Here is a 25,316-nt window from a genome sequence, read left to right on the forward strand (position 1 = left end):
TTGGAGTGAAGATCGTGCAGCAATCCTCGTATGGCAAAATAGAGAGATCAAACGTGTCAATGTTGCGAGCAATTTCCGTAATCTCTGACTTATCCATTGCAACTAACGGACGTAAGATTGGGATTTTGACTACATGATTAATCGTATACATGCTCTCTAGGGTCTGAGAAGCTACTTGTCCCAAGCTTTCCCCCGTAGCAAGTGCTAGAGCCTTCCGTTTTTGAGCAACTTTTTCAGCAATACGCATCATAAAACGGCGCATAATTGTAATGTTGTACTCTTCCGGACAATGTTCACGAATTGCCTCTTGAATGACTGTGAACGGTACCGTATGTAGGCGAACGGAGCCACCCCATTTGGTTAGCTTTTGGGCTAAATCCTTCACTTTTTCTAAAGCTCGTTCGCTAGTATACGGGTAGCTATGAAAATGAATCGCTTCTAATCTTACACCACGTTTCATTGTCATCCAGCCAGCTACAGGGCTATCAATACCACCTGACAATAAAAGCAAGACCTTTCCACTAGCGCCTACAGGTAATCCACCAGCACATGGTAGGGTTTCACTACTAATAAAGGTCCCTTCCGTACGGATCTCAATCCTCACAGAAGCTTCTGGTTGGTGAAGATCCACTTTTAGCCCTTCTATATTTCGTAGCAGATGAGTCCCCACCATACGATTCACATCCATCGAAGCCATTGGATAACGTTTATCAGCTCTGCGTGTATCTACACGGAAGGTACGCGGAACCGGTGTCAGAGACTGAACCAAACGAAGCGTTCCTTCTTTAATAGCTTCTTCTGTTTGTTCTACCTGAATCGTTGGGCTTATGGAAGTAATTCCAAACACTGCTTGTAGCTTCTCCATAACCTCATATGCATTCTCTCCATTCAGTTGAACGTACATCCGTCCGTAGCGACGATATACCTCCACTGAAGAGTGAACCTCCAATACATTACGGACATTTCTCATCAACGTATCTTCAAATTGATCACGATTACGTCCTTTTAGTGCTAATTCGCCATAGCGAATCAAAATTACATCATAGTTCATTGTTGTCATCCTCTACACTTTTGTATATGGTAAAATGCGATTTTTGCATGTTAGCAGCGCTACTAAAAATTGCTCCACGTCATCCATTGTATTTTGCTTACTTAGACTTATTCGCAAAGAAGATTTGGCCTGTTCGCGGCTCATTCCTGTTGCTACCAATACTGGGCTTGGCTCATCTGACTTAGCTGAACAAGCAGAGCGAGTAGACACACAGAACCCTTCCCCTTCTAGGGCATGTAACAAAACTTCTGCTTTCATCCCTTGTACAGAAATATTTATGATATGAGGTGCCGCTTCTATTTCAGGTGAATTAATGATACATCCAGGAATCTGTTGAATTCCTTCTCTCAAACGTTGTTGCATCTCTTTCAATCGTGGAATATCTTGATTAGCGGTCTCTTCGATTAAGCGCATGGCTTTTGCCATTCCTGCAATTCCTGGCATATTTTCCGTACCAGAACGAAGCCCACTTTCCTGACCTCCACCTTTTAATAAAGGCTCAATCAACATATTTTCACGCTTTACAAGGATACCAACACCACGGGGACCATGAAATTTGTGAGCAGACAAGCTTAGCAAATCAACTCCCCATTCATTTATTCGAAGAGGTACCTTACCAAAGCTTTGTACCGCATCGACATGAAAGATAACTTTCGGGAACAGCTTCAGATATGTACCAATCTGATTAATCGGTTGGATAGTCCCTAACTCATTATTAACATGCATAATAGAAACAAGGATCGTATCGGATCGCATAGCCTGTTTCACATCTTCTAGGGAAACTCTTCCTTCCTTATTAACAGGGAGATAAGTTACATCATAACCAAATTCCTCTAGCTGTTTACAAACATCCAATACAGAAGCATGCTCTACTTGACTGGTAATAATATGGCGACCACGCTCACGATAGCGCATGGCTACACCTTTAATTGCTGTATTGTTACTTTCCGTGCCACCGGAAGTGAAGAAAATCTCAGTTGGTTTCTTTTGCAAAGCGTGGGCAGCAATTTGACGAGCCTGTTTTAAAACATTCTCTGCTTCTACTCCCAAACGATGCAAGGAAGAAGGATTCCCATAGTAAGCTTCCATAGTCCGCTTCATGGTGTCAATCACCTGCGGATGGGGTTGGGTCGTGGCACTATTATCCAGGTAAATCACGGCAAAGACACCCTTCCTACAATTCAAATCTGGGTCGAACTGTCTTACATCATACCATATTGTTTGTTTTTACAACTACCTTCATGCTGTACTTCTTTACTTTGGCTTGGTAATTGCTGTAGGTCTCTATTCATCCTCTGGTATAAGAAATGACTTCTTGTATTATCCTAACCATCAGTTGAATGAACCTATCAAGCGCTCGTTCACATTTAAGTCATAGTTGCAAGCGTTTTCAACGAATATCACCACTTTACACTCTTCTTTATACTTGTTAGAATTATCAATAAATTCAGAAGGAAGGGGATATTATTATGACAGTCATGGAAAAGATCAAACAAATGGAGGATGAGTTACAGCGGCTAAAACAAGAGGTTGAAAAGGCGGAACAATCCAAAGCATTCTATATTGATGATGAAACCTCCCACGATGTCTTAACAGAGGTATACAACTAAAGATGAACATAGAAATTCGCATATGCCTCATCATTAAGCTATATAGGAAAAGTGGTTATTCACTCTACGAGGAAATAACCACTTTTTTGTCTTCCTTTCTTTGAAAAGAATTCTACTGTTCTAGCAACGGCAATGTTCCAAAATACTCACCTGCAAATACTTCGGTAGCTGCACCTGTCATGTATACATGCTGATCGTCTTCACGCCACTCAATCTGCAAATCGCCCCCTAGCAAATGAATCGTTGCCATCCGCTCTGCTTTCCCTTCTAAAACAGCGGCTACCAATGCAGCACATGCTCCAGTTCCGCAAGCAAGTGTTACTCCAGAGCCACGCTCCCATACCCGAAAGCTAATATCAGAAGGCGAATTCATTGAAATAAATTCAATGTTCGCTCTCTCAGGAAATAAAGCATGCTTTTCCAATAATGGTCCATAGGTCGTTACTTCTTCTTCGGAAATTTTATCCGTCAGAATTACCACATGAGGATTTCCCATAGAGACAGCTGTGAAAGTAAAGGTTCGACCATTGACTTGTACTTGCTCACCAATCGCTTCGGTGTCAGGATTCCCTGCCATAGGGATTTGTCCTCGCAATAAACGTGGTTTTCCCATATCAACTGTCACCTTTTCCACTTTTCCATTCACACCCACATGTACAACTGGTGTAACAATGCCCCCATTTGTTTCAATGGTAAAGGATGTCTCACTCGTTAAGCCATGGTCAAAAACATATTTACTGACACAGCGTAGTCCATTGCCACAATTGCGGGCCTCGCTACCGTCATTATTAAATACTCTCATCCGAAAATCTGCTATTTTTGAAGGCATGATCAGAATTAAACCGTCTGATCCGATGCCGAAGTGTTGCTGGCTTACTCTACGTGAAAGTTCCGGCAAATCTACATTCGTAAGAGACTCTTCAAAACAATTGACATATACGTAATCATTGCCTATCCCATGCATTTTAGTAAACTTCATGCCCGACTCCCACCATTCCGAGATTTTTCCTCATTGTATCACAGGCCATGTATTTCATGATTTCTTCTTAACAGCTTACTTTGTTTGATACTAAAAAATCTGTTAGACAAGCTTTCTTGCGCTTGAAATAGATACACTTTCAACCTGATATAATAATCAAGAAACAAAAAGTGGGAGTGAAAACTATTGGGTAAGCAGCTTGCTTTAGGAAGTCATAATCAGGCTAAACAGAAAGCCATCTTTTTAGCTACTGGCATTCAGCCTCAGTGTGTCAGTGTACCTTCTGGAGTATCGGAGCAGCCTTTATCAGAGGATGAGACGATTAGAGGAGCTATTGCGAGAGCGAAACAAGCCCTTGAGGCAGTTCCTGATGCTGAGATAGGCTTGGGATTAGAAGGTGGTCTGACGTTTGATGCCATCTATACAAAACAGTGGTATCTCATCTCCATCTGTGCCGCTTGGAACGGGGAAGCATTACATATAGGTAAAGGGCTTGCTTTTCCCATCCCCAACCATATAGGAGAGAATATGAAAACGTCGGGTAGAGAATTACGCGAAGTGATTGATAGCTTATCAGGGACTATGAACAGTAACCATAAAGAGGGGGCCTACGGACTTTTTACAGATGGTAAAATAACTCGGGCTCATGTCTTTAAAGAAGCGGTGATCGCTGCCCTTACACCGTTTGAATCAGTTTTGTATCGCTGATAATAAGTCCTCACCCCATGTAGGGATGGGGACTTTCGTGATACTTTCTACGTATTTGAGAGTGAGCGGTTGGTGTTTCAAATAGATAGCTACTGCCTCCGCCGGCGATATCGCATTTGCTGGGTCTGGCCAATTTTTTGTGAAATCTTCTTTTACCATTTTTAATGAGAAGGAAGAATTTCACCAGTAGTTGTCGCTTTTACAAGTGGACGGTTTCTCCGATTCCCTACTTGTACATAAAAGCAAGAAACAACTGCTAGTTTTGTTCAACATAAAGAAGGGGCTGACTTTGCAGGTTCAAATACCTACAAGACAGCCCCCGCTTTGCCAATTGGTCGATAATAATGATCTATCGGGCAGCGTAATAAGGATAGATTAAGAGTGCTCCTACAAATGCAAGAGCCCCTATAACCATTGCCCATGTCCCCATTGATTTTGCCTCACGACGGTAAGCAAGGAATCCTAGCACAATTCCCAATGGCCCTAGAACATAAGGTAACAGGAACAAGGACAAGATGGAAGAACCTAACCCCACCATTCCTATTCCGCTTCCCTGAACTAAATTGCCATCTTTATCTTCTGCTTGTCTAGCTTCTCGCAAGCTAGAATCATCACCATTCCGTAACCGTGTCGGACGGTATGGCTCAGCGATTTCCGCAGCCGTTTCCGTGGAGACATCATTTCGATAAGACATTGAATCATTATTATCGCCCTGAGAAGATTTCGCCACCGCTTGTGTAGATTGATATTGATCGCCTGAATAGCGCTCCGTCTGCGTCAGAGGATTATATTCAACATCCCCCTGCGATTGAGTAGCGCCTGGCTTCAACGAAGCTCGCATCCATGAATCCTGGGCTAGCTCCGTATCATACGACTTGGTATCAATTTTATCCATGCGGTTTTGAGCAGTCCTCGCTTCCTTCTGCTCACCACGTAAACGTCGTTTCTGATCGTTACCCATGCTGTGCTCCAACCCCTTTTTAATCAGGATGAAATGAAGGAAGTAGCCTTATTCTCTGTCTTCGGTGTACAATTTAATCAGGAGGCGAGAAGATGACAAACAATAAATCACTAAGAATTGGTATTGATATTGACGGTACAGTTACCGATCCGGGCAGTATTGTCCCATTTTTAAATCGAACCTTTGGCAAAAATTTAACACTACAAGATTGCTTTGAATATAATTTAGCGAATGTATATGAAATCACGGATGAAGAGTTTACTACCTGGCTTTTACAAAATAGCCAAGAGGTTTACTCGCATTCTCTTCTACATGGTAACGCCTCCGAAATTTTGCAAAACTGGTACTTGACCCATGAACTCATTTATATCAGTGCTAGAGCTTTAGATGATATGCAGGTAACCAAAGCTTGGTTTGCTAAACATCATATCCCTTATCATCATATAGATTTGGTAGGCTCTCATGACAAAGTTCGTGCTGCAAAAACATGGAGCATTGATCTATTTATGGAAGATCGATTAGAAAATGCCTTGCAATTATCTAGTGAGCTTGGAATTCCTGTGCTATTGTTTGACACACCTTATAATCAAGGAGAGCTTCCATCACTAGTCCATCGTATTACGAACTGGGATGAAGCTAATTCCTTCATTACCCGTCTAGAAATGGAGCATACCTCGACTTTAGAAAAACAAGCCTTGTAAGTGAAGAGAATGAAAATAATTTAGTCAAGAAGTACTAAACAAAAAAGACGTAACCTTAAATAAGAGGGTACGTCAGGTTGTCGAGAAGTTTTCGGCGACCTTTTTTATATTACATTACTTTTATAAATTACCGCGTTAATCTATTATAATATAGATATAATTACAATTTGCTACGGTAGTATTTTTATTGAGATATCCAATATACTTCCAAAAGTCAGCTTTTGAGAAAAGTTACAGAACTAGGTTATTACAAAAACAACGATAATAGGTACCCCTGAATCGAGAACGTTACCTCCAGGAATACCAATTCCAGTGGTGCTGGCAGTCGAGGTATTAGCCAACTGAAGCACACCATTAATATAAAGATTGTAATAAGTAAATGTTGGAAATGCTGTAGCAGCTGCACCAGCGTCATCGGTAAAAGCTGTAGCTGCAATCGCAAATGCCGCACCTGTACCTGTACCAGCTCCTGCTGTGGACACAAATCTTCTGGATGTAACGAAGGGTTTGGTAATAGCCATTTTTCTTCACCCCTTTTCAATATACGGGAACCTCTTTCGAATTTCCTTGATTTATAATATACAAACCTCAATAGTTTTGTAATGGACAACCAACTTAGTATATTAGCTGTATTTTGCCTTTGCTGTTTATGTTTATTAAATTTTTCCTATTAATTTTATTTGTCAGGTAATTCTTCGTCTGAAATGAGCTAGAAAATACTTGTATGCTATAAAGTATCTTCATCCTGATATGAAAATAACAACTCGTCTATCTCTAACACTAAAACATTTCTTGCCATGATACGGCTATGCTCACTTCCTAGAAAGCTGTAGACACTGCTGAGACTGTCAAACTGTCACCTGGACTCAACTCAATGTCTATTTCTCCCAAAACGAGTTCTCCTGAATCAATCCTTCCAAGGCCAATCAAAAGTACAGTTCTCCCGTCTGAAACAGTTGTGCGTCCGTATCGAATTCCATGACGCTTGTATCAATAGAAATATCAGTAAAGACTGGAGTGCCTCCTAAAGTGGCATTCTTGACTAGACGAATAGTCGTTGATCTGGTCCCATCTACACTAAACGATATATAATCCATACGAATTTGTACCCGATTTGTTTTTGACTGATAAATATCTTTATTCCTGATCGTTAAAATGGACGCCTCAGTAGTAATGATTTTCGTACAGAATAGCGTGTAATAACCGCAGAAGAATTACCATTGCCTTCTACAAATACATTGCAGATGATGATTATAGTTGAAATGAAAGGTACAAATAATATTTTTTACATAAAAAGGCTTACTCACCATATACCGACTCATTTTAAAAAAGTTTAAATTACAGCTTTCCAAAAACTCGTAACGAAGGATATTGTTTTCAAAAAGGCGTCCGTTACCTTTACATTCATCCTTCGGGCATGTAAAGCGAAACAACGTATCCATACAAGGGCGATATATAGTAAATCAGTCCATTTCCTTAGTTAGCAATCCCTTTTCTCCTCCATAAGGGCATATTGCTCTATTATGCTCAACTAGCATTTCCATATAAAGGGATATTCATCACCTAATTTAGCCTATTATACAAAAAAATAGATTTAAACCTACCAGTTATTAGTTGAAAGTCCAACTCCCTAATAGGTAAAAAACGTAGCATACATAATAGTGTAAATATTAGGGGGGTGGTTTAATTGGCAGATCATGATCGAAGAAGAAAACGTAAATGTAAAGATAGAACTTGTTCTTCAAAGAGAAAAAAATGCAAGAAAATCAAAGTCTGTGTAACATGTCGACCTTCAAAAGTAGTAATTTGCTGTCCTCAAGGGGCTACTGGGCCTCAAGGGCCGCCCGGAGCTAGAGGTGCTACTGGGCCTAAGGGACCTACTGGTGCTCAAGGCGCTACCGGGCCTCAAGGTGTTACCGGACCTCAAGGCACTACCGGATCTCAAGGCGCTACTGGTGTTCAAGGCGCCACTGGAACGCAAGGCGCTACTGGTGCTCAAGGCGCCACTGGAACGCAAGGCGCTACCGGGCCTCAAGGCGCCACTGGAACGCAAGGCGCTACCGGGCCTCAAGGCGCCACTGGAACGCAAGGCGCTACCGGGCCTCAAGGCGCCACTGGAACGCAAGGCGCTACCGGGCCTCAAGGCGCCACTGGAACGCAAGGCGCTACCGGGCCTCAAGGCAATACTGGACCTCAAGGCGCCACTGGAACGCAAGGCGCTACCGGGCCTCAAGGCGCCACTGGAACGCAAGGCGCTACCGGGCCTCAAGGCGCCACTGGAACGCAAGGCGCTACCGGGCCTCAAGGCAATACTGGACCTCAAGGCACCACTGGAACGCAAGGCGCTACCGGGCCTCAAGGCGCCACTGGAACACAAGGCGCTACTGGTGCTCAAGGTGCTACCGGGCCTCAAGGCGCTACTGGAACGCAAGGCGCTACTGGTGCTCAAGGCGCTACCGGGCCTCAAGGGCCTACCGGGCCTATCGGCACCATCAGCATTTTACCAACTGTTGATAGATATTTTTTTATTGCAAGTTCAGATATCCAGCTGTCTATCCCTGCAGTTATCCCCGCTACTCAATTTACTAACGATTTAGGTAACTTTATAACAGAATTTATAGGCCTCGGACAAAATAGCTATAACAATCTGTACATCAACGGGATATTGCAAGAAGGTAGCCTATATGTAATAAGTGCGAATGCTCTTACAATTAATCCAAAAGGAAACACTATTTTTTTAGGAAGTCCAATCATTGTAGAAATTGTTCAATTTACGGTTCAGGTAATTCTATAAAAGATGATTCATATTAATCAATTGATCTGCCCTCACTTTTATCCAAGTATTTACATTTACTATAATCGAGAGGAGGTGCATATAAAATGGCTATTACAAAACCCTTTATTGCCGGTAGGAGATTTACGTCTACTGCAGGAGGAGGTACAGGCACTGGTGCTACATTTGCGATCGCGGCAACAGTTTTCACTAATGACGCTGGTGCAGCTGCGACAGCATTTCCAGCATCATTTTCTTACTACAATCTTTATATCAATGGCGTACTTCAGACAGCTGATACTTCTTCTGTTACGATTACAGCAATCACAATTCCAGGTGGCGACGCACTCGATCCTGGTACACCGGTCATTGTAGAATTTATAGTAACCTAACTCCTTATCACTTTTTCAAACACCGGCAATTCTTTTAGTTCATTGTCGGTGTTTCATAAATATCAGATAGATGGAGTCATACATTGGCGAATCTATTACATTGGGTTACTCATTGAAGGCTTGCAACTTGGTAAATGCTTGAAGTGGAATGATCACGTATAATTAAATACCCTACATTACCCTGTGTTACATAAATATACCTGATCTAAAAATCGTCAAAAGTAATTATTCCACATGTTTAAGAACAATAGATTTGTCAGAACCGATTTAGTAAATCCGCGATAAAAAAGATCGCTCTTCACCTTACTAAGAGTAGCTAAGGTAGAGAACGATCTTTCTTTATAGCACTTCGTCCATCCAGTATAACCATATACTGTTTAAGGAAAATAAATAGGTTTCCCGACAGTCTGACGTAACCTTATGAGTGGTTACGTCTTTTTATCTGTCGTTACACACTGAAATTGTTATTCCCTTGAAAACGTTACTTTTGATTTCTTAACTTGGAAAACATTTCAACTTAGGAAGCGATTACGCCTTTGGTTTAAACGTATGACAACAGGTTTCACGAGACGTTGTTGCATAATCACGATGCTCGGTATCATAACCGATCTCGTCTGCAAATTCAGCATCGTATTGTTTGTTTGCATGAGGATCAATGTCCACCATAATGGCTTCGGCATTACAATTATTTCCTTGTCCCCAGTACGTACAGCTCGCTACACTACATTTTACTACTGGCATATTGGTCACCTCCTATGGCTATACTGCACCCATATGGGGACTTTTATAACCATTCCTTTCAGGTTTTTTTTACATGGAATAGCGTTAATGGTAGGATGTTTATAGGAGGTGAATGGTTAGCATTATGAGTAAACCAGTAGTAATTGTTACAGGAGGTACCGGTGGACTTGGGATGGCACTGGCCAAGGAATATATTCGTGAGGGGTACCATGTGGTTATTACAAGTAGAGATCACATGAAACTAAAAAGGATCCAGCGTGAATGGAACCGCCCTCCTGTTCTCCATATCTATAAACTTGATCTTTCCGACAATGAAGCAGTAAGAGCTTTTTCTGCTTGGGTAAAAATCCGGTTTGGTCGATGCGATATTCTCATTAATAACGCGGGTTCTGCTTTATTTAAGCCCTTTTTAGATCACTCCTTGGAAGAAATTCACCAGACCATTGAATCAAATTTATTGGGTACATTATATATGACTCGTGCCTTCCTACCTATGATGCTCACTCAATCAGAAGCTAGGATTGTAAATATTGCTTCTCTAGCGGGGCGTGTTGCTTCTGCTAAAACTGCTGTATATGCTGCCACAAAAGCCGCTGTAATAAGATTCAGTGAATCACTTCGACATGAGCTTGCTGCTACTCGAATCTCAGTCACCTGTGCCTTACCTGGTCCTATTGATACGCCATTTCTCATGTATGCGGACAATACTGGTACTTATAAAGAAAAAGTAAGTGGCTACCTGCTATCTCCTGAAAGGACTGCAAAAGCGATTATAAAAGCAACAAAACAGAAACGCTTTGAAGTTGCTCTACCAAAGCGTCTCCACCTACTGTCGCTCATTTATCCTTTATTACCAGATTTCATCATGAGACGAGTTGCACCCTTGTTAAATCGCAAATAATCAATTAATTACTGCAAAGCTCGCAATCTTACTATCGCTATCATTCCAACCAAAATACATAGCGCTGCACAATAGACAAAGATACGATCCATTCCTAATGAAGAAGCCAGGAGGCCGGATAAGAAACTTCCAACAGGTAGACCAAATCCTGTAATGGAACGATTAGCAGTTAGCACTCGTCCCAAAATCTCATTCGGCACCTGTTTTTGAATATAGGTTGAAACTAATACGTTAAATGGAGCAAAAACAATCCCCGCAGCAAAGAAACACACAACAGCAACCTCCATACGCTGAGTAAAGCCTAGAGGGAATGTAACCAATCCCCACAAGCAAATAATCGCCCCTACAGTCACTCCAATCGGATACTTCCAATTCTTAGCGATAAATAACATTGAGCCACACAATGATCCAATAGCCATCGCTGTAAGCATATACCCTTGATAAGCCTCTTTTCCAATCCCCCACATTTGCTGTATGTATACTGGTAATAATTCTACCGGTGCATATCCCATATTAAAAAATAAACTAAAGAACAAAAGAGAAAGTAACATCGAATGCGTTCCAATATATCGATAACCTACCACAAGGTCTTGCCAAAAATTCAGTAATGCTTCTCTTTTTGTCTGACTCGGTATGTTAGAGTTTGGCTTATATGTATAGGAAACTCGTAAAAAACATGCTGCACATAAAAAAAAACTAATCGAATCAATAATAATTACGTTGGCAGGCCCGATTAACGTAACCGCCAAACCAGCTAGCATAGGTCCAAAAAGCCAAACAATCTGCCATTGAGCACTCATTACACTATTTGCTTTAATTAGTAGTTCTTTATCCTTGATAAGATTCGGTAACATAGCTTGCTGTCCAGTACTGCTTAATGGTGAAAGCATACCTGCTAAGGCCATGATGATATAAATCGTTGCGACAGGCACGGTTGGTAAAGACAGCAAGAAAACAAGCAAACCATATAAGCAGCCTCTTACCACATTATCAAAAATAATCAGTTTCCTTCGATCAATGCGGTCCAATAAAACGCCAGCTATTAACCCAGATAGTAGAGCCGGTACATAATAGGACAAGATAGAAGTACCCATAATAGCTCCAGAACCTGTTCGATGTAATAAATACCAACTTACTCCAAATGATCCGAATGAATTTCCGACAGCTGATAAAAAGATACCAAGCCAGAACCAGCGAAATGATGGTGTTCTCCAAAGCTCTTTCATGCTGTACACCTCCTGCTTAAAAAGATATCATAATTATAAGACTTTTTACATTAAAAAATTTAATAAGTAATAATATTTAGTATTAATGAAACATAAATATCATTTCTTTAGTGCAATAAAGTTTCACATGAAACATTAAAAAAAATAAAAAAAAAAAGACATGCCGGAAATAGGCATGTCTTACAACTGGGAGGAGAACATGGAAACGGTTAACTACTGGGTTATGTGATTATGATGTTTTCCATTTTTCCAATTCGGAATGGAATTTATCATTTAGCACTTTAATATAGGTTCCCTTCATACCGAGAGAACGTGACTCAAGAACACCTGCACTTGCAAGTTTACGTAATGCATTAACAATCACCGAGCGGGTCAAACCAGCTTGGTCTGCTAGTTGGCTAGCTACCAGCAAGCCTTCTTTTGCATCCAATTGCTCCATAATTTTTTCAATTGCAATTTGTTCGCTATAGGATAGAGAAGACAATGCAATCTTAGCAAATGTTTTATCACGAACCTCATTTTCAATCTGTTCTGTACGCTGACGTACAATTTTCATTCCAACTACAGTTGCACCAATCTCAGCTAAAATAAGATCGTCCGTCTCAAAAGCACCAAATGCACGAGTTAATACTAATGTTCCTAATCGACTGCCACCAGCATTAATCGGTACAATTGTGGTCATCATTTGAGGAAACAGATTTTTCCACTCAGCAGGAACCATGCTATAGTTACCGTGAACTGCTTCGTTAGCCACTGAGAAATGAATCTCTAATAATTTTTCCTTATAGTTTTCAGGCAAAAAGCTCGTAAAACGTCCTGTTTCCTGAATCGAAATCTCTTGTGCAAACCCACTACCTAAAATCTGACCATCTGCCGTGATGATATACATATTGGAATTGATGATATCAGAGAGCAATTTAGCAATATCTTGATAAGATACCCCGTTTCCACCCATCGTCTTTTGTAACATAGCATTTATTCTTCTCGTTTTTTCTAACAAATTCATTTGGAAAATTCCTCCTCTAAATGTTTCATGCTCACAGTATTGTCTGAAAAATGTGCCTTGATACCTCGTATTCAAAAAAAATTTTTTCAGACTTTGTACATGCATTACATTTGGGCAGAATTTTGATTATAGATTGGGGTTATGCAACTAGAAAAAGCCTGGCATCTGCCAAGCTTTTCTGACTCACGAATACACGTTATTCTACATGTATGATTCCTTGACGATTCCACAAAAATGTGACTACTGACACGATCGAAATCGCTAAAAACGAATAAAAATAATGAGGTGTATCCGCTAACTGCGAGCCTATAAACAGGATGACAATATCAAAGACAAAGATCACAATCCCAATATTAATTCGTGTTATATCAGATAAAAATTTGGCTACCAAATCAAATCCATCAGTCGTTGTATTAAATTTAAGTAACAATCCAATACCCATACCAATAAATAAGCCCCCCAAAATACTACTGGATAATGGGGAAAATGAAGTAAACATAGAAACATGCTGCAACGGCGAAAATACATCAATCAAAAAGGACGAAAGTAATAATCCATTAATACTATTGTAAAAATAAGATCGCTTTGTAAACCAAGCATATAGATAGATTGGAATACTAGTAACGATAATTACCAAACCTACTTTATAGCCAGCCATATAGTTGATTATTAAAGCGATACCTGTCAAACCGCCATCCATTAATTGATGTGGGATAATAAAACCGTTTACACCAAGTGCAAGTAAGCCACTGCCGATCATCACTGCTAATCCTTTACGTATCATATATACCATGCACTACTCCTTGGGGATGAGGTCAAGACTAGTGTATGAAGTAATCCTGTATCTCATACCCCAAAAGGAGCTACCAACTGCTATATCTTATCCAATGCTTTTCATAATCATCTGCTCAATCCATATTGTCAGCTCTTGTGTTGATCTATTCTGATCATTTTCAGATAAACGAAATCTCACATATCGCTCATCCATATCAAAGGCTTCCTCCAACATTCCTGCAAATCCACGCTTTCGTTTATCAACCTCTAGAAGGATCTCCATTTCATTTTCCTGTAAAAAGAAAATGACTTCCAATTCATCTACATATTGACGGAATTGCCCTTGTGGACGAAACTCAAATTCTTGTACAAATGGATAAGGCTGACCAAGTCGACGATTAAATTCACAATCTACTTTATATAACTGAAAGCCTAATGTAGTGATTGCCTCCAGCACGTTAACCATCAGAGGATGTGGTTTTACTTCAATGTAATCCGAATCACCCGGATCAATTGCATTTTTTATATCTAGGCCTGTACGTAAATAGACTGGCTGTCTACCTATCGTAAGAGGCGTCGCATGAGGTAATTGAAAAGTAAACGGGTAAACTTTTGTTTCCTGTGGTTCAATGGTAAAGGGTTCTGTCAAACGATGTTGTAACAGGATACATTCTTCCTTTGTTTTGTTGTTATTACTTTCTCGTTCATAATGAGTAATAACATAAATGTAAATCTCATCAATCTCCTGTTGAATATCTCCTCCTGTAATATGAACCTCGCCTCTTACTAGCTCACCAGGAAGCAATGTTTCCTTGAAAAGACGTGTATCTACAGTAGCTGCTCCAATACCTACACTTGCCATCATTTTTTTAAATAACGACATCCCCCAACCCCCCTCGTTCCAAAAACAATTCTTTATTTTGCTATAACTATATACGAACAAGCTGGGGTTTTGTTGCATTTTTTTCTCAATCCATAAAATGGGCTATCCAATTGTTTTCGGCTGTTCTTTAGCCACTACGTATAAGTGCAAAACTCGCGAAATCACTAGAGTTTTTATATTTACCTCTAAGACCTTCCCTTGAATGATGTACTCTTTTTTTTGCAGTAATTCATGCAATAGTTCATGCATTTCGCCCACTTGCTCCACTTTTTTCCTTTTCAATTGGGCTAAATCTTTTTCTAGGCTATGCTTTAATTCTTCTTCTACAAAGGTATTAGGGCGTTGTCCTAAAAAGGTGATTTCAACATCTTCAATCACGACATTCTGCTTTTTTCGTGCCACTTTATGCAACTCGTTAAGACTATCCATCTCGTTTTGGAGACGATCATTTAATACATATAAATTTTTGTTCTCTAACATTAAATCTTCCATTCTTTGCGTAAACAAAAACAGAAATACAGCTCCTCCTGCGGTAGCTCCTAGAATAAACAAGCTGATATACCGAAGATATCGACGTAATTTAGGTGATTGCTCCTCATGTACTGTTGTCATGACCCTCTCCCCTGTGTCAGCCATAACATTGAAATAGTTCCGAGATGCGCTCCGATAAACGCTGCAAAAATATAAATGAGCTGTTTTAAAACAGGTGAGACATTTCCTACAAATAATTTTTCAATTTGTAAAAATGAGTCAAATGTTCCTCCGAGGGCTCCAACCAGCCCCATAATTTTGAGCTGGATGGCTAGATCTGACATTACAAGTAACGGAGCTCGATCGCTAAAAAAAGCCCCCATGCCCCCTAGGACTGATCCTCCAATCACGATGCCATAAGCAACACAAAACGTTAAAATGACTTGAGCCACTATCTCACGCTCCTTGCTTCATACTTGTACCAATTTTGTGTATGCTCTACCCTACGCACGGATAGAGCCAAATATGATTATTCCTACAAAAGAGCGTACAAGCATCTCTCTTCCATTTATTCAAATCCATCATCAATAACGATGGAGATAAGAAAAATTACAACAGCGATCCCAATGACAACCTCAAAACCACCCAATTTAAGCATGCTACTCATAAATTCCCCTCCTACTCGCCTCTTTTTATAGGGATATGTCACGGTTTCAAAAAAGACTCTAGGTACCTGCCCATTTTCAAACATTTTGGGCTACGAATAAAGGGAGTCCCTCTTTTCACATACTAAGTCTGACATCAGAAGAGAGAGGAGGAACAAATACATTGGCGACTGCCCGTCACTTACTTGGTAACCGCACATTTCTCCTTCTGTTAGTTGCAGCTCTTTTTATGCATATTGCAATCTTTCTAGTGACGCCTATTTTTCCTATTTTTTTGGAAAAGGCCCGGCATTTGCATGCAAGTCAAATTGGTTTCATTCTAGCTATAGCTAGCTTGATGTACCAAATTGGCAGTCTAATTGGTGGATTTTTATGTGATCGTGTGTCACGTAAACTTGTAATGGTAAGTGGAGCGGCTATTCAGGCATGTGCTATGTTTGGCTATAGTGTAAGCCAAACCTTTCTGTTATTTATGCTATTTTCGGCCCTTAATGGCAGTGGTATGGGTTTATTAGCCCCTGCCATAAAAGCAAAAATAGCTGATGGAGTGAAACAAGAAGATCGAACAACGGCTTTTTCCTGGCGGGGCATCGCAGCCAACATTGGAATTATCATTGGAGGTCTTACGGTTACGTTACTTGCTCTAAGTACGAATCGACTTGTCTTCATTTACGCAGCAGGTGTTTATATTTTATTGACCTTTTTTCTTCTATTTACCTTACCGAAAGCCCGTCAAGAAACGACTAAAAAGGATTCCTTATCATGGAGTCAGTATAAACGTTTATTGGATCATCGTAGCTTTTTGCTTTTCTGTTTGGTTTCTTTGCTAGTCTGGGGATTGTATTCTCAATTTCCGCTTGTTGTTCCGTTACGTGGACAACATATTATGGGAACAGGTGCCAAAGTAGGCTTGATTTGGACCATTAATTCAACCTTTGTGGTTCTATTTCAGGGTATTATTGCCCGCTATATCTTAGAAAAAATTAGTCCTTATTGGGCAATGGTCAGTGGTACCTTGTTCCTTGGTGCTGGCTTATTCGCTATGGGTTTTGCTCATCAGTTTTGGACATTTAGTGCAGCTGCCGTTGTGTTTATTATTGGTGAGATGCTGGCTGTCCCAGTATTCGACAGTTTAGTAGGACATTTTGCTAAACCTCCTCTATTAGGAGCCTATTACGGAATCGGCAACGTAGTCACAGGTATTAGCGGTGCTATAGGTAATGCAGTCGGTGGCTATATGATTGAGTCGCTTGGTGGCGTAGGAAGTATGCGACCATGGTATATGTATGGCATTATTACATTAATTTCTGTTGCTATTCTGACCGCTTTTGCTATCTATGCCAACGCCCGACACAAAAAAAAGGGCTCTTCCCCATCTCTACAACCAAAAAAGGAGCGTGCACGATGAATTTTTCAACTGATGATAATAAGTTACAAGGAGCCAGCCTTATTGATAAAGCACCGTTTTCGTCACTATTGTTTCATATAGAAAATGAAGCTCACGAAGCAATCCTTGAGGAACAAAAAAAATATAAACCTGAGTACAAGTTTTTGTTTTGGGAATAATAAGATTCTGGAAGGAATGATGAGAAGATGAGTATGGATAAAAAACGTTTTTCCAATAACTCCAATGAACGTAGTGAGGCCAATTCACAACCAAAGAAAACCCAGGACGATCGTCCAGGCTTTGGTGACAAAAAACTAGAAGGACCAGATCGTCCTTCCACGTAATACAAAGTGGCTTTCCCTTGCCTAATGTTGAGGCAGGGGAAAGCTTTTTTTATGTGAGAAAAACCCTATCCTTGATGAAAATGCTTCCCTACTTCAAGACCGATGCTTTACATTCTCAAGCAATCAATACGTAGTCGAACAAAATTTAACCCAACATATTATTAGCAAAAAAGCATCCCTCTTCTCCTGTAAAAATCCTACAGAATAAAAAGGGATGCCCATGAAAAACTTTTTAGGGATGAAATACATCCTTCAGCTACTTATTAATCGCTTGGACCTGGTATGGAACGTGCATTTCCTGTAATTGTTCAAAGAAACTCTTTTCCTCCTGAAGAGGAATCACTACTAACAAATACTGATTAAAATACGAAACAATTCGATCTAATGCCTGTTCTTTTAGGGCAAAACGCGAGAGCTCACCAACATCCTTTAGTTCATAAAAATATTGAAAGCGTTCAGGCGTCATCTTAGCAGTAAAAGTTCGGCTTACAACCGTTTCACCTCGATAATTATCCTGTACATTTTCAGTAGAAGCTCCCAATAGCTTAAGAATTCTCGCTGCATTTCCCCCTACTTTTTCCACCAGCATATTGTCGTTATACTCCACCTCTAAATCAGTAAGATGATTTTGGACAGAATGAAGCATAGCCATCAATACCTTACGTACCACTAAATTCGTCGGAGCAAATTTATGGTCATAAAAATTATATTCCAGTACGGCATCTGTAGCCGTTGCATGGCGATAAAATTTGATGGCATTCATGAAGAATCACGCTTCCTTTCGCATACGCTTACCGGCGACGAGTAGCCTCCAGCGTAGCCCAATCCAACTTTTTAACTAGAGCAAACAATAGCTTTTTCGCATTTTGATAATCATCTTCATGCATGATAGATGCATGACTATGAATGTAACGAGACGGAATACCAATAACTACCGAAGGAACACCTTTACCATGCATATGGACAGCCCCTGCATCAGTCCCGCCTTGACTAATAAAGTATTGATATTTGATGCCTAGTTCTTCGCATGTATCAATTAACAAATCACGTAGACCAGGCTGCATAATCATCGTACGATCCAAAATACGTAATAGTAGACCATCACCTAATTTACCCATACCGTCTGTCACACCCGGAATATCACCAGCTGGACTAGCATCTAATGCAATAAACATGTCAGGGTCAATCATATGAGCGGCTGTTTTTGCACCACGCAAACCTACTTCTTCCTGTACGGTAGCACCGGCATAGATTACGTTAGGATGCTGTGGGTTTTCATGTAATTCTTTTAGTAACTCTAAAGAAAGGGCACATCCATAACGGTTATCCCAAGCTTTCGCCATGAATTTTTTCGAATCAGCCATTTGAGTAAAAGGGCAAATCGGTACGATTGGATGTCCTGGTTTTACACCGACCTTAAGAACATCCTCTTTAGAATCACAACCAATATCAACATACATTTTCTTGATATCCATTGGGCGATTGCGCATATCTTCACTTAATACATGTGGTGGAATGGAACTAATTACCCCGATAATCGGACCGTTTTCTGTAATAATTTGAACTCGTTGGGCCAATAATACTTGACTCCACCAACCACCTAATGGCTGAAAGGAAATAAAACCTTTATCAGATATTTGGGTTACCATAAACCCTACTTCATCCATATGCCCTGCAACCATAATGCGAGGCCCTTGTTCATCCCCACGCTTCACTCCAAAAATACTTCCCATATTATCATAGGTGACTTCTTCTGTATAAGAGGAGATATATTCTTTCATAATGGAGCGGACAGGTCCTTCAAATCCCGAAGCACCAGGCGCTTCTGTTAATTTTTCCCATAAATCCAATTGAAATTGATCGGCCATTACCTTGATCCTCCCAAACTGAGTCTTTTTTGTTGTATTCTATGTAGAGACAATTGTATACTTTTCCATTATCGACTACCTGTTAGAGTTATGCAACCATGTAAGTAAGGGAAGCCTGAGGAGTACCCCGTATTAAAAATGATGGTAGAAAAAGATAATAATCGTCTTTTTGAAACGTAATAGCAATATTTCATCTGACTTACGTCTAGTTTACCCAGTCACTATCTCCTTATCACATCTTGTGTAATGGTGGAGAAAAAGGTGCACATTACCCTATACAGTAAATAAAAGGATGAACATCTAATGAAGAAAGAAAGATTTGATTGCATTGTAATCGGTGGCGGCCCCGCGGGACTTATGGCTGCCTATTCAGCTGCCAAACACGGAGCCAGTGTCTGCTTACTTGAAAAAGGCGAAAAACTAGGACGCAAACTGATCATTTCAGGTGGTGGACGCTGTAATGTCACTAATGCTAAAGATTTAGAAGAGCTGATTAAACAGATTCCTGGAAACGGTCGATTTATGCACAGTGCCTTTGCCCAATTTAACAATCAAGATATTATCTACTTTTTTGAAGGGATAGGCGTTTCATTAAAAGAGGAAGATCGTGGCCGAATGTTTCCCACGACAGATAAAGCAATTACCGTAGCGAATGCTCTTGTTAGTCAATTAAAACAGGAGGGAGTTCACATCCGTCTGCATGCAGAGGTAGAGCGTGTCCTGTATGAACAAGATGCTTGTACAGGGGTTGAATTAAAAAATGGGGAAATCCTGAAGACAAAAGCTGTTATTGTAGCCTCAGGTGGTTGTTCCGTACCGCAAACAGGCTCGACTGGGGATGGATATAAGTGGGCGAAAGCAGCTGGTCATACCATTACTGATCTATATCCCACTGAAGTACCATTGCGAGCAAGCGATGAGATCATTAAACAAAAAACATTACAAGGACTCTCTTTACGCGAAGTCGAACTGACCCTTACTGATCCAAAAGGAAAACGGGTAACTACACAAGAGGGAGATATGATCTTTACTCATTTCGGCGTATCTGGTCCAGCTGTCCTACGGTTAGGACATTTTGTATCTGTTACTCAGCGTAAATTCGGCATCGTTCCTCTCCAATTGACAATTGATTTGTTTCCAGAGCGTTCCATCGACATCATTTCCCAGGAAACATGGAAGCTTTGTGAGGAGCAACCGAAAAAAACGATCAAGAATGCATTGAAGGGCTATGTGCCCGAACGACTTATCCCTGTTCTCTTACAGAAAGCAGAGCTAGAAGAAGAAACTACCTTTAGCCATCTCAATAAGCAAAAATGGCAAAATTTCACTCGTCTTCTGAAATCATTCCCGTTAACAATCATTGGAACTCTGTCACTGGAAGAAGCCTTTATTACAGGTGGTGGCATTCATACTAAGGAAGTAGATCCGAGAACTATGCAGTCTAAAAAAGCGACTGGACTATTCTTTGCTGGAGAAGTGCTTGATGTCCATGCACATACAGGTGGATATAACATTACAATTGCCTTTTCTTCTGGCTATGTAGCCGGCTTACATGCGGCTCAATACACCTTAACTAGCTAATTATCCTGTAAAACTATGTATCTTATAGAAAAATAGCAGATTACCATACATTTTTTAAAAATACATGTTTAACTATCTATTTTATTGGGGAATATATTACTAATTGCTCTTCCTCCCAGAAGAGCGTCTCAGAACCCTACTCCCCCTAAAAGTAGTTGGTTACTGATTCTCACACCTCTACTCCCTTTATCTTTATCTTTGGAAGCGTCGATCATTGACGCTTCTTTTTTTTGTCTAGATAATACAAAAAAGCACGCCTAAAAAAGACGTGCCTTCCTTTATGATTAGCAACCTACTCTTATAAGATCTATCCCTCTTGCTAGTAGATTTATTTACGTAATAACAAAAAGCATCCCACTACCACACATGATACACCCAATAGATAAAACGTATTCGCTCGTTGTTTCATTCGTTTCTCGTTACCTGTAAAGTGGGCGCTCAAGCGTCGGTTCCAGCGTTTGGTTTTAGGCTGGATAGCAACTACTAAACCTGCTCCTATCAGGAAATACGGCATAGGATCAACCATCGGCTAACGCTCTCCTCTTTTTTTCTTACGTAGCATCCAGCGACCTCCGGCATCGTCATCATGATCTCCCTCAATAATTAAGCGGGCTTCTTCTGCCAACTGATACGCTTCGGTAAAATACAACTGACGGAAAGCTTGCTCTGATTTCGTTAGCAATTCATTTACTTGACGATTTAAGCGTCGGTAGCGATTCGTATATTGAATAGCACCCTCTGCCGATTGGCAAGCCGCAATTGTATTTTCAGCCATGTAGTGTGTATCCATTAGCTGTTCATGAGCCTCTTCAAGGTAATAAGCAACTTCACGAATGTCATATCGAGTATTCTCCATTCGTAGCTGAATTTGCCCTAATAGACCGACAACTGTATCAAACTTTGTTTTCAAATCATCTGGAACTCCAGGCAAGTAGCTACGCTTAATACGCTGTCGGATACAAATTAATTCACCCGAAATGCGCTCCATCTCATCTAAAATATCATCTTCTGTTTCAATAAATGGTTTTTCCTCAATCTTAACCAGCTTCTCAGATTCGTGTGACATTGGTTTAGGGATTTTCGGCATAACCAACTCATACTCGTGATGCTCTTCTCCGTCCGCTCGTTCCCGCTTCCTATCACTTACATGGGAACTGCTCTTTTGTAGATCACTTTGCAAAGGGGGAGCACTTTTCTTAGCAACAGGTGTTTCCACTGTCACTGTGTCACTTGCCGCGGCTTCCCGGTATGCTACAGTCGCATCCGCCGTCCCAGATGGCTGGATAGCAGAAGGATCTGTCTCTTTCCTCTGTTCTTCATTACTCTGTTCCGCATACTCTTGAATACTTTCCTCTGCATTCTCTACTGTGGCTTCTTGCTGGTCATCAGCGAGCTCTTTGAAAGTATCCTCACGTGTTAAAGTAGATGAAAGCTGTACTACTTGCGCCTGATCCGTAGGCTCTTCCCCTTTTTCTCCGAGCACTGCTTGTTCAAGATTGCTATAAATAGATTCCACCTTTAAGACGAATGATTTTACATGTGTTTGCAACATGTGAAAATTTCCCTCTTCTAAGGCATTTCCAGCAGAGGTCACCAATTGTTTTACCTGCAATAATTCCTCATCAAGAGCCGTTTGGTTCAGGTCATACTTACCACCTAATGCAGTCTCGATATCCTGTTCAAGCTGATGTAATTCTTCCTTCATTTCGGTACGCACTTGATTTACATATGTGGGTAGCTGTTCTAATAAGTTGCTCGTTTCTCTTAAAATTGAATGAGCTTCAAAAGCTACTTCAGCCGCTTTGACATTATCTCCACTAGCAATAGCAGATTTGATTGTTGCCTTCATGTCGGCAATGCGATCCAGATCCGATTTTAGTTCATGGAAGGAAAGTCCATATTCAAGTCTCACATCAGATAATTTTCGTTCCACCTGTTCTAGCATCTTTTCAAGCTCTGGTATGGCTTGCTTATTCTCATTTTTTGCTTGTACCACTTGGGTTGTATCATTTTTAAGGTCTTCTAGTTCATCCTCAATATCATTAAGCATCGATTCGCCTTCAAGAATTAAGCTATTGGCTGCTTTAAAACGGAAACGATCACAAGCTTCATCCGCTTCTATAATCAACATTTCGATATCGGGAATACTGGTTCCAAGCAACTTTTCCTTACGTGATGCGAGTGCTACATAACGTTCTTCAGTCACTCCTGACACGCGACGCTTGTTTTTTTCCACTTCTATTTTTTCAATTTTCTCTAGCAATTCATCTTTCCAATCCTCTAGTTCATCAATATCACGCATGAGGGTACGACGACGCATCGTTAGTGTCATCAAATAAAGGAGTCCTACAAACAAGGCTCCTGCCAAGACAAATACCCACCAAGGCAACCAATTCAACAGCGTATTTTCCTGAGATTCGATGTTAGGGTCTGCGTCAGTCGCGGTCGCTGTTTCCGCAGGCTTTGGCAATTTACTCAATTCGTTCTGTACCTCTTTGGCGAACTGAGAGATGCCCTGATCAAATTTATCAGTGTTCTTCCAAGGGTCAAAATAAGCTGTCAATTTTCCTTTTAATAGCTCGGATTTTGCTCCTTGTTGAACAAGCTTAGGGCCCGCATACACACCCAGATCCTTCTTTTGCTTGTCCAACACCATCAACATAGAGTCTTCCTCTAATTTATACTCAGCAAATAGCTTCTGCGCATACTCATCAGGAGACTTTGCTTCTGGCTCAGTACTCTCAACTACAACAACCTTATAAATACCCGGTGTTTGTTTAAGTGATTCTTCAAGATTTTTTCGTTCATCTTTTTTAAAAATCTTTGCTTGGTCTTGTACAATGTCACTCGTCTTCTTAGGAAATGGAGACGCCATTGCCACATTGTGAAAGCAAAGAGTACCGGCAAGACATAACAACAACAGCCTTCTTTTCACGGTTGGACAACCCCTTTACCAACTTGTTTCTCATTCAATCCTGTATGTACTAAGAGGGAACGCAAAAGTTGAACGCTTGAGGTGACAAGCCATTCACAAAAATCAGCAGAACCCGGTTCTAAATAATATACTTCACGGACAATCTGTGGATTCAGGTACGGATAGGTCAAAATACTGGAAAGATTCATCAGAACAGCATCAACGCTGACACTCCGAAACTCCCCTGTCTGTATTCCATCTTCTATCACGCTAGCAAAGCGGTGCTTCAATTGATGTATATAGACGGTCATTACTTCTCGTGCGAGCATAGATTCCACACTTAACTCCCGCTGAATCAACCTAGTTACCAACGCATGTTCATGTTGATAAAAAACAAATAACCTTACGATTTTTTCTAACTGCCCCATCGAATCCTGTGGTTTTTCTTTCTCCCATTGTTCCTGTACAATTTTGAAAAAATGATCATAGTAGTGGCTGATCAGCTTTTCCAAAACTCCCTGCTTGCCTTGAAAATGGTAAGAAATTAATGCTACATTAACCTGAGCCTTCTCTGCAATTTGACGCACAGTGGTACGATCATACCCCTGTGAATAAAACAGTGAGGCTGCTGCTACCAGTATTCTTTCTTTCGTGTTATGCTGTTCAGTTCTCATCTTTATCATCCTCAGGCTACTTCTTCTCCGTTTTTTTCCTACTACAGATCCAAGCCACATCTCAACTTACCTAAAATGGCAATCATCAGCAAAAAACGTAGTGTATGAGCGTGAAATTCTAATAAATCATGTCCCATTGTAGCCTCTAAGATGGTGATTGATGGTATAACTTCGAATATGCCGAGCCATCAGAATAATACAAAAGCCTCTTTGTTTTGCCCTTCATTCATCTAGCAAAAAAGGCTGCTGTTCCACTTTTTTAAGCCCAATCAAATGTCACGTAACGAGCCATAAAAAAGCTGAGAGTAGCCCCTATAGTCGCAGACAGCCACCTAATAAAAAACCGGGCATCCCGCCAAATATCAGAACATTTACACCTGCAATCAAAAAATAGGGGACAAACGGAAAGAAGGTTTGTAGAACGGTGATAAAACAGCTTACCACAAGCACCTAAATGCCAAAAGATTGTATATAATGAGCAATACGTTGCAGATCACCTGTACGTAACATGTTACCTAACTTAGTCTGAGTTAATAAAAAAGGACTAGTAGAAGTAAGCGTAGCGGAAGAATGATTTTGATCATCCATCCAGCTTTCCTATCCTTGAATAGGAACTCATTTATTATAGTACAGATCGACATGCAAAAAAAGGGTACTTCCCTGTTCTTTCGACAATAAAAAGCTATGTATAAGATTACCTTATTAC

Annotated in this window: 29 protein-coding genes (1 of these 29 running past the window's edge); 10 read left to right on the forward strand and 19 right to left on the reverse strand. The window is 40.5% G+C overall.

All coding sequences use genetic code 11. From position 1 onward, the window contains the following. Together thiI and ACQV1I_RS20515 are read right to left on the reverse strand one after the other, a co-directional pair. On the reverse strand, positions 1-1,051 hold the 5' portion of the coding sequence (thiI, locus tag ACQV1I_RS20510) for a tRNA uracil 4-sulfurtransferase ThiI (protein ID WP_094702724.1). The gene continues 149 nt to the left of window position 1, outside the view; the window shows 1,051 of its 1,200 coding nt (coding positions 1-1,051); it begins with the start codon at positions 1,049-1,051; its stop codon lies off the left edge, out of view. Between the two features lie 12 nt (positions 1,052-1,063). Then, positions 1,064-2,209 carry a cysteine desulfurase family protein gene (locus ACQV1I_RS20515; protein ID WP_201747458.1) on the reverse strand — a complete coding sequence of 382 codons (1,146 nt, stop codon included), beginning with the start codon at positions 2,207-2,209 and terminating at the stop codon, positions 1,064-1,066. Positions 2,210-2,520: 311 nt separating this feature from the next. Between ACQV1I_RS20515 and ACQV1I_RS20520 the strand changes: the two genes are divergently transcribed. Beyond that, positions 2,521-2,661, forward strand: a complete 141-nt coding sequence (locus ACQV1I_RS20520; RefSeq protein WP_018672763.1) for a hypothetical protein — start codon at positions 2,521-2,523, stop codon at positions 2,659-2,661. Between the two features lie 112 nt (positions 2,662-2,773). Here the strand turns inward: ACQV1I_RS20520 and dapF are convergent, their stop codons facing one another. Further along, complete coding sequence (gene dapF, locus ACQV1I_RS20525; RefSeq protein WP_116335424.1) at positions 2,774-3,640, reverse strand: diaminopimelate epimerase; 867 nt, start codon at positions 3,638-3,640, stop codon at positions 2,774-2,776. Positions 3,641-3,826: 186 nt separating this feature from the next. On the opposite strand from dapF, the gene ACQV1I_RS20530 reads away from it, so the two are divergent. Further along, complete coding sequence (locus ACQV1I_RS20530; protein WP_116335425.1) at positions 3,827-4,348, forward strand: DUF84 family protein; 522 nt, start codon at positions 3,827-3,829, stop codon at positions 4,346-4,348. A 349-nt stretch (positions 4,349-4,697) separates the two neighbouring features. Here the strand turns inward: ACQV1I_RS20530 and ACQV1I_RS20535 are convergent, their stop codons facing one another. Continuing rightward, positions 4,698-5,309, reverse strand: coding sequence for a hypothetical protein (locus ACQV1I_RS20535; protein WP_116335426.1), 612 nt, complete (start codon positions 5,307-5,309; stop codon positions 4,698-4,700). 92 nt (positions 5,310-5,401) lie between these two features. Between ACQV1I_RS20535 and ACQV1I_RS20540 the strand changes: the two genes are divergently transcribed. Beyond that, positions 5,402-6,010 (forward strand): hypothetical protein, encoded by a 609-nt coding sequence (locus ACQV1I_RS20540; protein WP_018672759.1) that lies wholly within the window; start codon positions 5,402-5,404, stop codon positions 6,008-6,010. Between the two features lie 239 nt (positions 6,011-6,249). On the opposite strand, the gene ACQV1I_RS20545 is transcribed toward ACQV1I_RS20540, so the two are convergent. Both ACQV1I_RS20545 and ACQV1I_RS20550 read right to left on the reverse strand, forming a co-directional pair. Next, positions 6,250-6,531, reverse strand: coding sequence for a DUF4183 domain-containing protein (locus ACQV1I_RS20545; protein ID WP_116335427.1), 282 nt, complete (start codon positions 6,529-6,531; stop codon positions 6,250-6,252). Between the two features lie 405 nt (positions 6,532-6,936). Further along, entirely contained in the window at positions 6,937-7,107 is a 171-nt protein-coding gene (locus ACQV1I_RS20550) for a hypothetical protein (protein ID WP_161555174.1), read from the reverse strand. Positions 7,108-7,697: 590 nt separating this feature from the next. Here ACQV1I_RS20550 and ACQV1I_RS20555 point away from each other — a divergent pair. Both ACQV1I_RS20555 and ACQV1I_RS20560 read left to right on the forward strand, forming a co-directional pair. Next, on the forward strand, positions 7,698-8,804 hold the full coding sequence (locus ACQV1I_RS20555; RefSeq protein ID WP_438769728.1) for a DUF4183 domain-containing protein: 1,107 nt from the start codon (positions 7,698-7,700) through the stop codon (positions 8,802-8,804). Positions 8,805-8,890: 86 nt separating this feature from the next. Continuing rightward, a complete protein-coding gene (locus ACQV1I_RS20560; RefSeq protein WP_094700724.1) occupies positions 8,891-9,175 on the forward strand; it encodes a DUF4183 domain-containing protein in 285 nt (94 codons plus the stop codon). 528 nt (positions 9,176-9,703) lie between these two features. On the opposite strand, the gene ACQV1I_RS20565 is transcribed toward ACQV1I_RS20560, so the two are convergent. Next, a complete protein-coding gene (locus ACQV1I_RS20565; RefSeq protein WP_018672755.1) occupies positions 9,704-9,916 on the reverse strand; it encodes a DUF1540 domain-containing protein in 213 nt (70 codons plus the stop codon). Positions 9,917-10,040: 124 nt separating this feature from the next. On the opposite strand from ACQV1I_RS20565, the gene ACQV1I_RS20570 reads away from it, so the two are divergent. Next, positions 10,041-10,817: an SDR family NAD(P)-dependent oxidoreductase gene (locus ACQV1I_RS20570; RefSeq protein WP_094700808.1), complete on the forward strand. Its 777-nt coding sequence runs from the start codon at positions 10,041-10,043 to the stop codon at positions 10,815-10,817. Between the two features lie 8 nt (positions 10,818-10,825). Here ACQV1I_RS20570 and ACQV1I_RS20575 read toward each other — a convergent pair whose 3' ends face one another. The 6 genes from ACQV1I_RS20575 to ACQV1I_RS20600 form a co-directional block, all read right to left on the reverse strand. Further along, a complete protein-coding gene (locus ACQV1I_RS20575) occupies positions 10,826-12,043 on the reverse strand; it encodes an MFS transporter (protein WP_094700725.1) in 1,218 nt (405 codons plus the stop codon). A 229-nt stretch (positions 12,044-12,272) separates the two neighbouring features. Beyond that, entirely contained in the window at positions 12,273-13,049 is a 777-nt protein-coding gene (gene codY, locus ACQV1I_RS20580; protein WP_018672752.1) for a GTP-sensing pleiotropic transcriptional regulator CodY, read from the reverse strand. 196 nt (positions 13,050-13,245) lie between these two features. Continuing rightward, positions 13,246-13,842, reverse strand: a complete 597-nt coding sequence (locus ACQV1I_RS20585; protein ID WP_116334722.1) for a YitT family protein — start codon at positions 13,840-13,842, stop codon at positions 13,246-13,248. A gap of 87 nt (positions 13,843-13,929) precedes the next feature. Further along, entirely contained in the window at positions 13,930-14,706 is a 777-nt protein-coding gene (locus ACQV1I_RS20590) for a sporulation protein (RefSeq protein WP_018672750.1), read from the reverse strand. A gap of 102 nt (positions 14,707-14,808) precedes the next feature. Beyond that, the gene (locus tag ACQV1I_RS20595) at positions 14,809-15,318 is read right to left on the reverse strand and encodes a hypothetical protein (protein ID WP_018672749.1); all 510 of its coding nucleotides are present in this window, start codon (positions 15,316-15,318) and stop codon (positions 14,809-14,811) included. Next, complete coding sequence (locus tag ACQV1I_RS20600; protein ID WP_018672748.1) at positions 15,315-15,629, reverse strand: YtrH family sporulation protein; 315 nt, start codon at positions 15,627-15,629, stop codon at positions 15,315-15,317. Before ACQV1I_RS20600 ends, ACQV1I_RS20595 begins: the two co-directional genes overlap by 4 nt. Before the next feature lie 376 nt (positions 15,630-16,005). On the opposite strand from ACQV1I_RS20600, the gene ACQV1I_RS20605 reads away from it, so the two are divergent. The 3 genes from ACQV1I_RS20605 to ACQV1I_RS20615 are packed head-to-tail and all read left to right on the forward strand — an operon-like array spanning position 16,006 to position 17,573. Next, a complete protein-coding gene (locus ACQV1I_RS20605) occupies positions 16,006-17,250 on the forward strand; it encodes an MFS transporter (RefSeq protein WP_116334720.1) in 1,245 nt (414 codons plus the stop codon). Continuing rightward, complete coding sequence (locus tag ACQV1I_RS20610) at positions 17,247-17,408, forward strand: hypothetical protein (RefSeq protein WP_181022784.1); 162 nt, start codon at positions 17,247-17,249, stop codon at positions 17,406-17,408. Before ACQV1I_RS20605 ends, ACQV1I_RS20610 begins: the two co-directional genes overlap by 4 nt. 27 nt (positions 17,409-17,435) lie before the next feature. After that, positions 17,436-17,573, forward strand: a complete 138-nt coding sequence (locus ACQV1I_RS20615; protein ID WP_201747425.1) for a hypothetical protein — start codon at positions 17,436-17,438, stop codon at positions 17,571-17,573. A 256-nt stretch (positions 17,574-17,829) separates the two neighbouring features. On the opposite strand, the gene ACQV1I_RS20620 is transcribed toward ACQV1I_RS20615, so the two are convergent. Together ACQV1I_RS20620 and ACQV1I_RS20625 are read right to left on the reverse strand one after the other, a co-directional pair. Continuing rightward, positions 17,830-18,336: a hypothetical protein gene (locus ACQV1I_RS20620; protein WP_116334719.1), complete on the reverse strand. Its 507-nt coding sequence runs from the start codon at positions 18,334-18,336 to the stop codon at positions 17,830-17,832. Between the two features lie 28 nt (positions 18,337-18,364). Continuing rightward, positions 18,365-19,441 (reverse strand): M42 family metallopeptidase, encoded by a 1,077-nt coding sequence (locus ACQV1I_RS20625; protein ID WP_116334718.1) that lies wholly within the window; start codon positions 19,439-19,441, stop codon positions 18,365-18,367. Positions 19,442-19,744: 303 nt separating this feature from the next. Here ACQV1I_RS20625 and ACQV1I_RS20630 point away from each other — a divergent pair, with 303 nt between their 5' ends. After that, positions 19,745-21,022, forward strand: a complete 1,278-nt coding sequence (locus tag ACQV1I_RS20630) for an NAD(P)/FAD-dependent oxidoreductase (protein WP_116334717.1) — start codon at positions 19,745-19,747, stop codon at positions 21,020-21,022. A 328-nt stretch (positions 21,023-21,350) separates the two neighbouring features. Here ACQV1I_RS20630 and ACQV1I_RS20635 read toward each other — a convergent pair whose 3' ends face one another. From ACQV1I_RS20635 to ACQV1I_RS20650, 4 genes are all read right to left on the reverse strand, one after another. Beyond that, positions 21,351-21,548: a hypothetical protein gene (locus ACQV1I_RS20635; RefSeq protein WP_116334716.1), complete on the reverse strand. Its 198-nt coding sequence runs from the start codon at positions 21,546-21,548 to the stop codon at positions 21,351-21,353. Between the two features lie 3 nt (positions 21,549-21,551). Next, positions 21,552-23,957 (reverse strand): septation ring formation regulator EzrA, encoded by a 2,406-nt coding sequence (locus ACQV1I_RS20640; RefSeq protein ID WP_116334715.1) that lies wholly within the window; start codon positions 23,955-23,957, stop codon positions 21,552-21,554. Further along, positions 23,954-24,610: a forespore capture DNA-binding protein RefZ gene (gene refZ / locus ACQV1I_RS20645; protein WP_094700731.1), complete on the reverse strand. Its 657-nt coding sequence runs from the start codon at positions 24,608-24,610 to the stop codon at positions 23,954-23,956. Before refZ ends, ACQV1I_RS20640 begins: the two co-directional genes overlap by 4 nt. A gap of 450 nt (positions 24,611-25,060) precedes the next feature. Further along, complete coding sequence (locus tag ACQV1I_RS20650; RefSeq protein WP_161555105.1) at positions 25,061-25,198, reverse strand: hypothetical protein; 138 nt, start codon at positions 25,196-25,198, stop codon at positions 25,061-25,063. Positions 25,199-25,316 lie beyond the last annotated feature (118 nt).

The organism is Brevibacillus sp. JB24b, assembly GCF_051713385.1.
Classification (GTDB): domain Bacteria; phylum Bacillota; class Bacilli; order Brevibacillales; family Brevibacillaceae; genus Brevibacillus_B; species Brevibacillus_B laterosporus.